The sequence below is a fragment of the Paenibacillus sp. FSL H8-0280 genome, from assembly GCF_045040665.1.
GTDB lineage: Bacteria > Bacillota > Bacilli > Paenibacillales > Paenibacillaceae > Paenibacillus > Paenibacillus xylanexedens_A.
This window is the reverse complement of record NZ_CP150296.1, coordinates 6,866,551-6,882,405: the sequence shown is the minus strand read 5'-3', so window position 1 is coordinate 6,882,405 and position 15,855 is coordinate 6,866,551. Positions and strand designations below refer to the sequence as shown.

Below are 15,855 nucleotides of genomic sequence, written 5' to 3'. Positions count from 1 at the left end.
CGTGCTTAGCTCTCTTTTGGTTTATTTGGTATATCAGAACCTGAACTTGAACTCGAGCCTGGCTTGGAATTGAACTTGAACATGTCCGCTATCATCGCTTTCCCCGTAGACCTTACACAGAGCAAACGGATATGGATCGTACAATATGCCGCTGTAGAGTCATAAAACGATCTTATCGCTCAGGCTCTCATACTGCGGTCCAAAGGGATGACAAAGGAAACTTTCGTACCTTGGCCCGGCGAGCTGACGATGGTCAAACCTTGTCCGTACATCTGGGTCAACCGGCGATGTGTATTGGTTAATCCAATGCCTCCAGTTCCGCCGGGACCTTTCTTGGGCCATGCTAGTGCTCGTTCGATCTGCTCGGGCTGCATCCCCACACCGTCATCCTTGATCTCAATCAAGGTGGACGCTGTTTGGTTGATGATCCGGATATGCACGGTTCCACCCTCAACTTTGCTGAGAATACCATGTCGAACAGCATTCTCAATGAGCGGTTGAATGGTGAGTGGCGGCAGGGATAGATCAAGATCATCGGGAATATCCCAGATGACGTTCAACCGATGCATGAATCGTTCTTTCTCAATGTAGAGATAGGCGCGGGAGAGATCCAACTCATGAGTGACCTCAACCATTTTCTCCGAATTGACAAAATGAAAGCTGGTCTGTAGGTACTCGATAAAAGCATCGCCCAGTTTCTGCATTCGCTCCGTGTCCATCTCACTAAGAACCATGATTGAATTGAGCGTATTAAAAAGAAAATGGGGCTGAATCTGTGCTTGTAAGTAAGCAGCCTCCATGCGCAGTCGCTCATCAATGGATTGTTTCAGTACGATCAGAGACCCGATGCGATGCCTTAACTCAACGGCATCCACGGGCTTGGTAACATAGTCCGTAGCACCGGCCATGAATCCGGCGTATACATCCGCTGGTTCGTTACGGGCCGTCAGCAACAGGATGGGAAGCTCGGATACCGAATAACGCTTGCGTACATTCTCGGTCAATTCATAACCGGACATATGAGGCATCATGACATCGGCAATCAGTAAGTCCCAAGGCTCCTTATCCAATAATTCAAGTGCCTCAAGCGCCGAGGCCGCGGGTTGAATATGATACGGTTCATTCGCAAGCATGGAGATCAGTACTCGCAGGTTTACAGGATCATCATCGACGGCAAGAATTCTTGCGGCAGTCTTATCTTGAGAGACGGTCTGCTGCTGCGGCTCTGCAATCGCAACTTCATCGAAGCTGTGAGCGTCCCATTGCTGCTCAGTCTGGTCCGATAGCGATGCGGTGTCTTCCCGTGGAAGTGAGATCTGGAAGGTCGATCCTTGCCCAGGTACGGATTGCACGGTGAGTTGGCCGCCATGGAGTTCGGTGAGCTGCCTGCTGATATTGAGACCGAGGCCGATTCCTCCGCTTAAACGAGCCTCTGGGGTCCCCTGTTCATACGCCTCGAATATTCGCTGTTGTATCTCCTCACTCATACCAACACCTGTATCTGAAACTTGAATCAAGACGTACTCTCCATGTTCCCGAACGGACACGGTAATGGTACCCTCATCGGTAAATTTGAGCGCATTATGCAACAGGTTGTAGAGCACCTGAACAAGTCTTCTCTCATCGGCCTGAATCAACGGCAGTGATTCTGGAATATCCACCTGCATATGGAGGGGCTTGCCCTCTGCCATGAATCGGAACATACCGATCACGCCTGGAATGACAGATGCAAGAGATAAAGGTTTCTTCTGAAGCGTAATACGTTTTTCCTTCAAACGAATGACATCAAGGAGGTCATCCACCAGTTGGGACATGCGTCGGCCGATGGTAACTAACAGCTTCATGTCTTCTGCCTGCTGCCCACCTGATTTACGCCGTTCACGGACCGCGATGCTCTCGGCGATATTGATAATCCCGTGCAGCGGTGTACGCAATTCATGAGCCGTATTCACAAGAAACTGATCCTTCTGGCGATCCTCTTCTTTGAGCTGTTCGTACAATTTCTCGATCTCACTTGAATTGCGGAAGTATTTTCTAAACCAATAGGCGGAGAAGCCGAACATGGCCGCGATCACATCGATCGGATAATACACGTTGGTAATTTCGCTATGTGAGTTCACAATTCCCCACAATACGCTTGATAGGCTGCTAGTAGCCGCAAAGAGCAAAAAGCTTGCGTCCCTTCGTTTCTCGGCTGCCATTCGGAAGAATAGGTACACAGACCAGCCGATGGCAAACAGATAAAGGAAATCAGAGAGCCCAATCTCAAGTACATGATAGATCAGGGTCACTGGTGCGACTAGCAAAAATAAACAGTAAACGCCAAGCACGCTGGCATAGATACGGAACAGTTTACGCCATTGTAGATTATGGGAGAAGCTTCTAGCCATCTGTAAAAGAAAGAATGCGAACAATGGATAGGACAACGCTTTGGCCTTAACGATCCAAGTGAAGTTGAGTGGAATCCAACTTAATAACAGATTGTCATGGTCGGAAGCGACCGTTAGGGCAGCTACCAGTGTTAGCATCGAGAACGTCAGCAGAGCTCGTTCCTTTCGGATAAACAGAAACATGACAAAAGCGTATAGACTGTGCAAAAGCAGTATAGCGAATGTAATCTTTTGCAAGTCAATGGATAGTCCTCGTTCACTTCCAATGGCTTCTGGAGAACCAAAATAGAGAGAGCGTGTGATCCCTCCGCTATAAGGATCGTCAAAATTGGCTGTCTGCACCAAAAGATTGAGTTCGGTAGAACCGTCAAGCACATAGGAAGTTGTAAATGCAGTCCTTTCTGGTCGATAGGCTTCGGCATGAGTGGCAGGTTGGCCGAATTCGGCAACAATGGTCCCGTTCATCTCGATGATCGATGATGTCTGGATTTTCTGAGCCCAGAGAGACACTTCCTCCACAGATGGATCTAACAGTATGCGAAGACGGTACGTCCCATATCCGAACGACGATGAGGATTGTGGTAAGGCATTACGCCAGTCACCAGGAACTTGAATCCGTGTGGATGGGTTATCCGTTATTTTCGCGTCACGATTAGAGATTAACGTCTGGGGATAAAACTCCCATTCTCCATCCAGAGATATGGGTGAAGTGTTGGCGAGGTCCCAGCCTCGAAGGTCTAACAGGCCTTCAATGGGTTCAGGATGTGCGGGTATAGTGAAAGTCTCGGACCATATCCAGCGAAAGCCAAGCAAAATAGTCAGGAATAGAATCGACAGCACTACATATCGGGGTATCTTTTTATAGGTTATTGGTTTCATGGCAGACTTTAGTTTTCGACAGTTTACTTCAAATTCCTGCATGCCCTCTGCCAAAGATGAACATTTTTTTGAATACCGGAACATAGATTCTATATTTAAATGATAGCGATCCCACGTCAGGATTTATGGTAAAATTATAGATTAAAGGGTGATCAGTGAGCCAGAGGAGTTGTGCATATGAGAGTGATTTTGGTAGATGATGAATATCTCGCTCTGAGCAGGTTAAACAAACTGTTGCAAGAGAGAGAGGATTGCGAAGTTATCGGCTCTTTTCTGACGGCACAGGAAGCCATAGATCAGATCAAACTTCATCTGCCGGAAATCGTCTTCATGGACGTTCAAATGCCGGGGATGAACGGGATTGAGGCGACCGAACGTATCCATGAGGTTTCTCCTGGAACAGAAGTTATTTTCACAACCGCATATAACGAACATGCACTGACGGCCTATGGGCTTGAAGTGCTGGACTATATTATGAAGCCTGTAACGCGTGACCGTTTGGAAAAAACGATGAAAATGTATCAACGCCGAACGGTGTCAGCAAGTCTGAATATAGCAGAAGGGCCATCCATGTTAATCCGTTGTCTGGGGATGCTCCAAGTCCAAGTGCACCCAAATGAGCCGCCAAAACATATGAAGTTCAGAACAACCAAGATTAGAGAGTTATTCGCCTATTTGCTCCACCATCGGAACAAACCGATTAAGCGGGATACGCTACTTGAACTGTTGTGGCCAGAGTTGGATGAGCGGAGAGGTATATCCAATCTGCACAGTGGGATCCATCGCTTACGCAGCATGATGAACGAATTCATGGGCGAGGACAAGATGGTCATTCGTTATCAACAGTTTGGATATCTATTAGAAACGGGTGAATTTAGGATTGATGCGGAAGAATGGGAGAGTCGTCTTACCCGATTGCCTGTATTATCTTCGTCTACAATAACTGAACATCGGCAGACCTCAGATCAATATGAAGGCAAATATTATGGCGAGGACGATTATGTATGGGCTGAGTTGGAGCGCCAACGATTGCATGCACTCTGGCGTAACCATGCCATGCAACTCGCACAATATTACATCGAACTGGGACAGAATACGGAAGCACTCACGTTATATCACCGGGTACAGCAATTCGAGCCATCATTGGAGGAAGTCGGACTGGCCTTAATGAAGACCTACGATCGATTGGGCAATAAAGATCCTGTGGTCGCTCAATATAATCAGTTGGTTATCGCTTTAGAACAAGAGGCAGGTATACGTCCTGGTCTGGAAGTTGAGTTATGGTACCAACAATGGAAAAATTCGAATATTTGATTGAAATACACAGCCTTGCAGCTTCATTTGCAGGGCTGTTTTTTTTGTTGTATTTGCTAGCGAAAGGTTTGGTAAGAGTTTGGTAAGGGGCTTTGTGTAGAATAAGCACGATGAGGGTCGATATTACGCGAAATGTAAAAGAGGGAGGATAAGTATGTCGTTTTTGTACAGTAAGAAGTGGAAAAAAGGATTTAAAGTGTCCGTAGTTAGCATGTTGTTATTAAGCACATTCATCTCTTCAATTGGTTCAGAGAGAGTAAGCGCAGCTAGCGGCCCTGTTCCAGGAGGAACGGGTCTTGAACCTGTGTTATGGCTGAAAGCAGACTCGGATGCCGATACGGTGGAAGGTTTACTGACCGATTGGAAGGACCAATCAGCTAACGATGTAGGGTTTGACCTGGTTATTCCTGCTGGCAAGACAGCACCAAGTTATAATCCGGGAGGAATTAACTTTAACCCCAGCGTAAAATTTAGCAACCCGACAAGTGGGGGCCACTATAGTAGCTCCGTAAAGCTGGTAGGTGACAAACCAATTAAATTCCAATCTGGCTACGCTGTTTATAAGAATAACAACGGGGGAGCTCTTGTCGGAGCGACTACGCCTACAGGAACCAATGGCGTCATTATAATGGGTGGATATGGAAACAATTTTGCCTCAGGTAATGGCGTCGATGGTGTTTATGACTATTTCAATCTGGTGGATAGAAGTAGAGCTCAGATCGTGAACTTTGATATCGTAAGTAATAATAATCATACAGCACGAGTAGATGGTGTTGAAGCTAGCTTCAGTCGGAACGGGGTCTTTGGAGAGATTAACTTTACTCCTGTTATAGGTGCTACTAACGGAGGTAATGCGACGTATAACTGGGGTGGTCTTGTAGCTGATGTTGCTGAGATTATTTTGTATGACAATCAGACAGCTATGGATGCTTCAAAAATTGAGTCTTATCTAGCCATTAAATATGGCATTACGCTCAACAACGGAGCAAGTCCTTATCTTTCAACTAACGGAAGTGAAGTGTGGACTGTCGATTCCAAGTATAAGCACAATATTGCAGGAATCGGCAAAGATGAAGCACAGGGCTTGAATCAAAAACAAAGCCTAAGCATCAATGCTGGAGTGCCACAAGTCGCCGTAGGTGTTAACACGCTGGCTGCTACAAATGCAGATAATTCCAGCATTTTGACGGATCAGCAATATTTCGTATGGGCGGATAACGGTCTGTCATTGACGTATGATCAGCCTATTAATAAACCGGGACAGTATCATGCGCAGAGAGTTTGGAAAGTGCAGAATACGAATAACGTGGGTGAAGTGGAGATTGGTATCCCGGCAGTGTCAGTTCCAGCAGGTTATCAATTACTGGTAAGTGACAATGAGGATTTTACAGAAGCATCTGGCTATGATTTGAGTCTCAAAGATGTAAATGGAGTTCCACATTATACAGCCAAGGCGGCATTGAAAGATGGAGAGTATTTCACGTTCAGTGCGTGGGCACCAAAATTCACAAGCGCCAATGTAAGTAATGTGTCTGTGACAGAAGATGAAGTTATTGTAACGTTCGATAAGGAACTGGATTTTTCGAATGTAGCAAATTTAACTGGCTTCAAGCTGGAGATCAATGGGCAACCAATCACGATTGACAGTTTCGAAAAAGGGGCGAACAGCAAGACATTGAAGTTAAAAACGAGTCAGATTATCCCTTCCAATGCATCAGTGATCGTTTCTTACGATATTGAAGATGGTAATCTAAAAGGGACTAACGGCGCCCCAGCTCAAAGTTTTAGCGAAAATGCTGTGACAAAGGTAGACAAGTCCTTGCTGCAAGCCAAAGTAACTGAAGTTACAGGCGAGGATCTAGAGGAATCTGAGTATACGCCAGCAAGCTGGGAAACTCTCGATGATGCGATGAATGAAGCAGAGCGAGTGTTGAATGAACCAACAGCGACTCAAGCGCAGGTAGATAAGGCACTTCAGGATCTGACAGATGCAAGAACGGGCCTAATCCCTACAACATCTGTACCCGTTGTAGATAAATCAGCTCTGCAAGCGAAAGTAACTGAAATTACAGGTGAAAGCCTGGAAGAGTCAGCGTACACACCAGCGAGCTGGGAAACTCTCGATGATGCAATGAACGAAGCAGAGCGAGTGTTGAATGATCTGACTGCGACTCAAGCGCAGGTAGATAAGGCGCTTTTGGATCTGACAGATGCAAGAACGGGCCTAATCCCTACAACATCTGTACCCGTTGTAGATAAATCAGCTCTGCAAGCGAAAGTAACTGAAATTACAGGTGAAAGCCTGGAAGAGTCAGCGTACACACCAGCGAGCTGGGAAACTCTCGATGATGCAATGAACGAAGCAGAGCGAGTGTTGAATGATCTGACTGCGACTCAAGCGCAGGTAGATAAGGCACTTCAGGATCTGACAGATGCAAGAATGGGCCTAATCCCTACAACATCTGTACCCGTTGTAGATAAATCAGCTCTGCAAGCGAAAGTAACTGAAATTACAGGTGAAAGCCTGGAAGAGTCAGCGTACACACCAGCGAGCTGGGAAACTCTCGATGATGCGATGAACGAAGCAGAGCGAGTGATGAATGATCCGACAGCGACCCAAGTGCAGGTAGATAAGGCACTTCAGGATCTGACTAACGCTAGAACGGGACTTACCAAGGTAATTGGTACAGATGCATCTACGTTGCAAACGTTGATCCCTTCCGTGGGAAGCTTGTCTCCGGCCTTTGATCCGGCTAAAGATACCTACACCATTTCTGTTCCGAATAGCGTATATCAATTCCAGCTCACGCCAACGGCACTTGATCCACTTGCCAAGATTGAAATAGCTGTTGGAGATGGAGAATGGAACGAGGTTACAAGTGGTAATGCAAGTGAGAATCTACCTCTCCAAGTCGGCGGAAATACGATTCTTGTTAAAGTCACAGATTCACTTGGCCATGTTACAGAATATAAAATCAACGTAAACAGAGCATCCAGTGACAATGGTAACAACAATGGAGGCAACAATGGCGGTGGTGGAGATACAGGAGGTAATAGTGGAAGTACACCAGCACCTACACCTGCGCCCGTACCGACACCAACGCCGGCACCCGTGAAGGATAATTTGGAAACAACTCGGGATGGTAGCCATCAACCGTTTGCTGCATCCAAACCATCTGACAACAAAGAAACGTTGGTTCAAGTTGATCCAGCCAAGCTGAATATTGCCATGTCTCAAGGCACAGGACAGCAGTTTGCCATTCATTCACCGAATGATGGGGATATGAAGGTGGACGGTTTAACCCTCGAAACACTGAGACAATTAGTGGATCAAGGTTCCAAATTGAACATTAGCAATCCGCTGGCAATCTATCCGGTACCTGGCGGTAAAATGGACGTGAATGGTGTGTCCAGACAGCTTGGTAATGCAGCGTTGAATGATATTGATGTCCATGTTGATATCGCACGTTCCTCGGATGCTTTGATTGACAGTGCCGAGACAAGAGCCGCATCCCAAGGATACGAGCTACTTGTCAAACCGGTTGATCTGGATCTCACCTTTACGAAAGATGGACAAACGGTTCGATCCGGGCAACTGAACGGTTATGCACCGAAGTATATTGCACTTCCAGAAGGTATCGACCCGAACCGGATTACAACAGGCGTGATCATCAATCCGGACGGTAGCATCTTCCATGTACCAACGGTTGTTACCAAGATCGATAGTCGTTACTATGCACTCATTAATGATTTGCGTAGCAGTGGAAGCTACTCAGTTATTTGGAACCCGCAGGATTTTGAAGATGCCAGATCCCATTGGGGTAAAACCGATGTGAACAACATTGCTGCAAGATTAGATCTGCAAGGTAACGGAGATAACACATTCTCACCGAACCGTCAGGTTACCCGTTCCGAGTTTGCCGAGATTGTTGTACTTGGACTGGGCTTAATGCGTCAGGATGCACCACAGAATCTATTCCCTGACGTTAGCGATTCCGCATGGTTCCGTTCTGCGGTAGCCCTTGCGAATGAATTCGGTATCGTTCGCGGTTACGATAATGGCAACTTCTACGGTAATCAGGAAATCACACGTGAGCAAGGATTTGCTATGGTTGCTCGTGCCTACCGTCTGATTGAACCGGAAGCTTCAATCAGCCCGGATCAGGTGAATGCTGAACTGGAACGTTACAGTGATGCAGCCAATGTATCGAATTGGGCAAAAGAAGATGTAGCCCAGTTGATTGCAGCTGGAATCATCCAAGGTAATGGGCCGGAGGTTCTGAGTCCGAAGACCACGATGACTCGTGCCGAGGTCACTGCATTGATTGCAAGAATGTTGAAAGTAACAAACTTGATTGATCAATAAACACAATCTAAAATGAAAAGCCTTTGCTGACATTGGGGGTCGGCAAGGGCTTTTTTCTTTTTTCATTAAATTCTTAAATTCATGTCGTAATACTTTCGCCCTGTTGGCAGATCGTGGAATCTGAGATGATGGGTTCACCAGAGGTTCGGGTGACAAACTTCGAACCGCTGGCCTTCAGGCTATTGCGATCCTTCCTTCTACAATCATTGGAGATCATAGGGTCGCAGCTCTCCTGAAGATTTTATTTCAGAGAGGAGGCGTCCAGGCTATCACATTCCTTCCTTCTAACCCTAACCTTTCACGTTATATAGGGATGTGGCTTTCCTGGACTCTTTTATCATGAACAATACAATCTATTTGCGCAGAGCGAACAAACTCATTATCGAATCAAACGAAGGGAAGCAACAGTTGCCGAAGACATATCTGGCGACTGTCCTCAAAAATATTGAAGCACTCGGATACACCTTCTCGGATGAGCTAATGCAGGCGATGCGGCAGCTGTCCAAGGAACAATTTGAAGCAACATATATTCAACTGGTGGCTGATCTGAGAGTCATGGTTGGCGCACATGTGAAGTACACTCCGATGTATGCAGGATTCCCAATGCAGGTGATGCAAGCGGATGAGGCCGAGTTATATCTTAATGCAATTATTCATTATCTGACCAACCTGACTGTGGTCTATCCGGATCAACAATCTGTGGAAAGAATGCCTTTGCTGGAGAAGACGGACTTGAAAGTCATTGGACTGGGAAACCAGCAAGCATTCCAGACGCTCATCCGTCAGATCATTGAAGCAAAAGGTTCCATCTCGGAAACAGACAAGGTCGATATCGACACGGTATTGGAGCATGCAGACCCGGAAGACGTGGATGCGCTATTACCCGCCGAGATTCCGTTCAAAGAAAATGTGGGCTTTGTGGTTGCCTCGCTGTTGAAGCATGAAAAAGCGAACATCGACCGAATCGGTCCGTATTTCAAAACGGCAAGTGATGTTCTCCGTCTGGCTGTCGCGTGGTCCAATGGTGATGTCAGCCTGGCTGCGGCTTCTCCCTTCCGAAAATTCAAACGGCGTGAGAGACGCCTTTTGCTCGGATTGCTGGAGCAATGTGGCTCCAGCACGGAGGATATGCTGCGCTATAAGGATCGTTGGATTCGCCTTGGCGAAATTCTGCATCCATCGGAATATAAGCTTCGGTATCCGCGATGCGAAGAAGCCTTTGATATTTTGCGTAATAATAAGCCTTATTCGACCTTCAACGGAAGTGTGGAACTTGCCTTCCAATATCGAAATGTATGGAGTCTGATTGATCTGTTGTCACAGCGTCCAGGTGAATTTGCGAGAAGACTGGATCACTTACTGCGGATGACCGAAGATGAAGCGTATATACTGCTGGCATTTGGTGAGGTACTGGAGCAAGTATCTACCCCGGTGTTATTGCAGGTGAGACAGCATTTTGCTCGGCGTAACGAACCGCAGGATCTGCGTGTCTTTTTCCCAAAAGGCAATGTAGCCAAAGCTTTTGCCGTTCCGAATGAGCTGCCAGACATTGATGAAGACACATGTCAGGATGTCGTGCAATTAATCGAGCGGGCGCTGGTAGAGCGATTCTCAAACCTTTCCCCGCTTGGGAAGACCTATGTCGATCCGCAGCTTCATGATTATCTGGTACCCTTTTCCCAGAGATCGGCGAGCAAGGCTCTGCATACCATCGTTCGTGGAAGCCATGTGCCTATGGCAGAGGGTGATACGATTCGTTTCTTCAACTGGTGGAAAGAGGGGGACGTGGATGGAAAGTCTACAGGGCGCGTGGACATTGACTTGTCTGCGGTGATGTACGATAAGGACTGGAACTATGTGGAGCATATTTCCTATACGAATCTGCGATCCTCTAACTATAAGGCTGTCCATAGCGGAGATATCGTGACTGCACCTAACGGAGCAAGTGAGTTTATTGATCTGCATATTCCATCCATCGTGGCTTATGGTGGACGATATGTGGTGGCAACACTGCTTTCGTTTACCAGTCATCCGTATTGTGATCTGCCGGAATGTTTTGTAGGGTGGATGATGCGGAAGAAACCGGGGTCTGGCGAGATTTTCGAACCGTCTACCGTAGCGAACAAAATCGATATTACCGCGGATACGCAGATTGCGATCCCTGTCATTATGGATCTGGTTGAACGCACCGTCATCTGGACAGACCTGGCGCTGACAAGTCATCCGGATTACTACAATAATGTGGAAGGCAATCAAAAAGGAATGGTCCTGATGGGTAAAGCACTAACGACTTTACGCAAACCTGATCTGTATGACTTGTTCATGCTCCATGCCAAAGCTAGAGGAGAGCTGGTGGATACAATAGATCAGGCGGATACAATCTATTCGGTCGATCAAGGTGTTACGCCGTATGATATCGAGCAGATTATGGCGGAGTATCTGGTTTGACCTGTTTGACTTGACTACTGGTGATATGTGAATATCTATGTGAATATCAAGGTTAGAAAAGAGTAGCTGATGCTGCTCTTTTTTCTGTTTAAATACAAAGAGCCTACAGAATGGTGCAGGTAATGTCGGATGCAAAGAGAATGACTTTGCTAAGCTTGAATTAACGTGGGAGGGATGATATGGATACGCTCAGGCGGTTAAATGAAGCCTTGAATCATATTGAGGAGCATCTGATGGATGTCGTGGACATGAAGGAGATTTCCCGGATTGCCTGCTGCTCGGAGTATCATTTTACACGCATGTTCTCTTTTCTTAGTGGTGTAACGCTCTCGGAATATATTCGACGTCGCCGCTTGACACTTGCAGCCATGGAGTTAAGCCACAGTGACAGCAAAATCATTGATGTTGCGCTAAAATACGGGTATACTTCGCCGGATTCTTTCTCGCGTGCTTTTCATAGCATGCATGGTACTACACCCTCCGAAGCACGGAACCATGGCCCATCTCTTAAAGCCTTCCCACGGATGACATTTCAACTGACCATTCAAGGAGGAAGCGAAATGAATTATCGTATTGAAGACAAAGAGGCTTTTCGAATCGTGGGTATTCGTAAAAGGGTGCCGATCGTATTCAACGGAGTGAATCCGGAGATCGCTGCGATGTACCAGCAGCTTACACCGGAACTGATCGATACGATCAAGGGTTTATCGAACATCCAGCCTACGGGCTTAATCAGTGCTTCAGCCCATTTCAGTGAGGGACGTATGGCGGAACAGGGAGAACTGGATCATTACATTGGTGCAGCTACGACAAAAGAGACGCCTAAAGGACTGGAACACCTGGAGGTTCCTGCTTCGACGTGGGCTGTATTTACTGTCGTCGGTCCGTTTCCTGGTACGCTTCAGGAGGTGTGGGGCCGGATCTACGCGGAATGGTTTCCTTCATCGGACTATGAGCTGAGTGAGGGCCCGGAAATGTTATGGAATGAGCACAAGGATGTTACTGTAGAGCAATATAGAAGTGAGATATGGATACCTATTCGGAAGAGATGATACTGTCTCCAGCTTGGTATCTGCGGGCGCAGCTTTTTGAAGCTGCGTTTTTTGTATGCAGAATTTGCAATCAGATATACGGGCCGTTTTCATTGCAAATATATGTAATATAATGGTATTATTTTATTGGAATTGTAAGAATACTTGTATGTAGAAGAGTGATTTAAAAAGGGGGTGGCGAGATCAGATTTACATGAAGTGATGACTCTATTCTATACGCACGCAGACATAACATTCCATTGATTATGGACAGGCTCACATAGCAGACATATCGATATGAGACGGAAGTGTCAGTTATTATACATTATAATGTAAGCGCTTTATCAAAAGAGTTCCAAGGAGGAAATTACTCATGACCAAAAGTATAGTGAGAAAGGCGCTTGGTTTGTTTTTAATCATCGTTATGATCGCAACAGCTGTTGTATACCCTGCATCTACCGGACACGCGGCAACCATTAATGTTACGGATAACGGCTCCAGAATTGAAGTAAACACCGGATCAGGATTAGTCTATGTGGTGAACAAAACCAATGGGGATATTATCTCAGCCAAAATGAACGGTACGGAGCTGAACAGCAACAGAGGATCACATATCGGCTCAGGTTTGGGCTCCTCCGCCAATGTGACTTGGAATACTTCTCCTTCAGGATCAACCGTGTTAATCACGGTATCCACAAGCACACTGACTCACTATTATGCTTCGCGTGGTGGGGAGAACATCATATACATGGCCACGCATATCACAGCTCAACCTTCGATCGGGGAGCTGCGGTACATTTTCCGCGGTAATGGTAGTGTGTTGACAGGTGTTCCAGCGAATTCCAATAATCGAGGTAACACAGGAGCAATCGAGAGTCAGGATGTATTTGGTTTCGCAAACGGTCAGAGTGCCTCCAAATATTATGGTAATGATCAGGCCAAAGATCTATCCGTTCGTGGAGTTACGGGGAATGGCGTCGGTGTATTTATGGCCTACGGCAATCGGGAAAAAAGCTCTGGTGGTCCATTCTTCCGCGACATCCAGTTCCAAAGTGGAACCGAGACGGAAGTATATAACTATATGAACTCGGGACATGCACAGACGGAGAATTGGCGCCTGGGTCTGCATGGGCCGTACGCTTTGATCTTTACAACGGGAGGTACGCCAAGTGTACCCGACTTCAGCTGGATGTCTGGTCTTAATCTGCAGGGTTGGGTATCCAGTAGGGGGAACGTGGTACTTAATGGCCTCTCCGGGATGGATACAGGGTATGCTTACACAATTGGGTTTGCTAATAGCAACGCCCAGTATTGGGTGGGGACGTCTTCAAGTGGGGCGGCAGCCAAATACAGCATGATCGCGGGCACGTACACTATGACAGCTTATAAGGGAGAACTAGCCGTATATACGGAAACGGTTAATGTCACGGCAGGGCAAACGACGACTCTGAATACACGTACAATCAACAATGACCCAAGTAAAGCCTCTAACATCTGGCGAATCGGCAACTGGGATGGTACACCACGGGAGTTGCTGAATGGACAGACGATTCCGATCCGTCACCCTTCCGATAGTCGCAACCCAAGCTGGGGACCTGTCACCTATGCCACCGGTAGCGCGACCAATCGATTCCCGGCAATCCAGTTCCGTGGTCAGAATTCTCCAACCACAATAACGTTTAATTTGAATGCATCTCAAGCGGCATCTTCTCATACGCTCAACATCGGTATTACCGCAGCTTACAATAATGGCAGACCGAGTGTAACGGTTAATGGACATGCTTTAACCAATCCTGCTGCATCTTCACAGCCCAATTCTCGTAGCTTCACCATTGGTACGTATCGTGGGAACAACACAACCTTTAGCTGGAATGTTCCAGCATCCTACTTCGTGAATGGTTCCAATACCATCACGATTACGCCAATCAGCGGTTCAAGTGACTTGGGTAACTGGTTAAGTGCAGGTTGGGTCTACGATTGTGTTGAATTGCTGAATTGAATGAAGAATGCAATATAGTGGAAGGAATATAGGAGGTAGCCTGCCTGGTTTTCTTAACCAGGTTCAGGTTACCTCTTTTAGCTTTGTCATCGGAAATGAAAAGATATCGATTCATGAGATCCCTAAGGATTTTGCTTTGCTGGAGATGGTGATCCGGATAGTGGTATAATTTTCAATACGTAATCATGAGTGAATGAACGGGGAGGAAAAGAGAATGAGAGACGATCTGTTGGTTCAATTGCAAGAGTGGCATGAAGAAGATGAATTTCAGGAAATTGTAGATGCAATCCAAGCGATTCCCGTGGAAGAAAGGGATTATGAGCTGGTTAACCATTTGGGACGAGCGCTAAATAACTTGGAACAGTATGAAGAAGCGGTTGAACAATTCCTGACGGTTGCTAAAGAGGGCACAGGTGACCCACTCTGGCATTATCGGATTGGACTGGCTTATTATTATCTGGAGCAATATGCGCATGCGCTACAGGCGTTTGAAAGAGCGGATGAATTGGACCCTGAGGATGAAGATACGTTGGAGTTTCTGGAATGGATTCGAAGCAAGACAGCAGAGGAACCCTCAGAGGTATCCGTAGAGAAGCCCGTGGATAATGTTCCTACAGTCTCTGAAATCTCAATCGCACCTGTTAGTGTTAGCCATATGGAACCAACGGGTTTTTGGGATGACAGTGCTGAAGCTGCGGACCGTTATGTGTTGGCCCCGCCTACCGATGGACAGATCGAGTCAATGGAGGAGCAGTTGGTGTTCAAGCTGCCAACTTCCTATATTAACATGATGAAATTACATAATGGGGGCGTTCCCCACTATAGGCATTTTCCTGTTAGCCAAGCAGAGGCTGCCAAGAAGGTCCGCGTTGAGGTCGCGGGTATATTGGGTATTGGGCGGGAGAAAGCACATTCGTTAGGTGGTGAAGCTGGCAGCCGATTTATCATCGAGCAGGGGGGTTACCCCGAAATCGGTGTTGTTATCTGTGAGTGCCCTTCCGATTCGGAGGTGGTGATGCTGGATTATCGTGAATCCGGCAATGCTGGTGAGCCCGAGGTTGTTCATGTGGATAAAAAAGAAAGCTACAAGATTACTTGGCTTGCGCCCAATTTTGAAACCTTTATTCAAGGTCTGTTGAATGAGGAAAATCAACCTGCAAACCTTGAAGGTTCACTGTAAGTAAGGGTATGAGCTTCTCTTGATACGAAACGTTGAAAAGGCTGCATCCGTAATGACGGATGCAGTTTTTTTGTTGCCTAGTTATGCGCGATAAGTCGGAAATGTCGCTCAAACCGAGCTTTTTTTCAACTGCGTTAGCTTCGCTAAGATATCCAAAATAAGTATATAGAGCTGTACTCGTTGCATTAAGGCAGTTACTTTGCTAGTATTTAGACATATAATAATTAGTCATCTAAATATTGCATGTC

The 15,855-nt window shown here is 46.5% G+C and carries 7 protein-coding genes; 6 read left to right on the top strand and 1 reads right to left on the bottom strand.

Annotation, left to right across the window (positions count from 1 at the left end; genetic code table 11):
* Positions 1 to 179: 179 nt before the first annotated feature.
* The gene (locus tag MHI12_RS29925; protein ID WP_405171133.1) at positions 180 to 3,269 is read right to left on the bottom strand and encodes an ATP-binding protein; all 3,090 of its coding nucleotides are present in this window, start codon (positions 3,267 to 3,269) and stop codon (positions 180 to 182) included.
* Positions 3,270 to 3,446: 177 nt separating this feature from the next.
* Here MHI12_RS29925 and MHI12_RS29920 point away from each other — a divergent pair, with 177 nt between their 5' ends.
* The 6 genes from MHI12_RS29920 to MHI12_RS29895 all read left to right on the top strand — a co-directional run bounded on the left by MHI12_RS29920 (position 3,447) and on the right by MHI12_RS29895 (position 15,607).
* A complete protein-coding gene (locus MHI12_RS29920) occupies positions 3,447 to 4,583 on the top strand; it encodes a response regulator (protein ID WP_405171132.1) in 1,137 nt (378 codons plus the stop codon).
* 154 nt (positions 4,584 to 4,737) lie between these two features.
* Complete coding sequence (locus MHI12_RS29915; RefSeq protein WP_405171131.1) at positions 4,738 to 8,949, top strand: S-layer homology domain-containing protein; 4,212 nt, start codon at positions 4,738 to 4,740, stop codon at positions 8,947 to 8,949.
* A gap of 339 nt (positions 8,950 to 9,288) precedes the next feature.
* Positions 9,289 to 11,397, top strand: a complete 2,109-nt coding sequence (locus tag MHI12_RS29910; RefSeq protein ID WP_405171130.1) for a cytoplasmic protein — start codon at positions 9,289 to 9,291, stop codon at positions 11,395 to 11,397.
* Between the two features lie 179 nt (positions 11,398 to 11,576).
* Positions 11,577 to 12,449, top strand: a complete 873-nt coding sequence (locus MHI12_RS29905) for a GyrI-like domain-containing protein (RefSeq protein ID WP_405171129.1) — start codon at positions 11,577 to 11,579, stop codon at positions 12,447 to 12,449.
* A 352-nt stretch (positions 12,450 to 12,801) separates the two neighbouring features.
* On the top strand, positions 12,802 to 14,427 hold the full coding sequence (locus tag MHI12_RS29900; RefSeq protein ID WP_405171128.1) for a rhamnogalacturonan lyase B N-terminal domain-containing protein: 1,626 nt from the start codon (positions 12,802 to 12,804) through the stop codon (positions 14,425 to 14,427).
* A 214-nt stretch (positions 14,428 to 14,641) separates the two neighbouring features.
* Positions 14,642 to 15,607 carry an SMI1/KNR4 family protein gene (locus MHI12_RS29895; protein WP_405171127.1) on the top strand — a complete coding sequence of 322 codons (966 nt, stop codon included), beginning with the start codon at positions 14,642 to 14,644 and terminating at the stop codon, positions 15,605 to 15,607.
* Positions 15,608 to 15,855 lie beyond the last annotated feature (248 nt).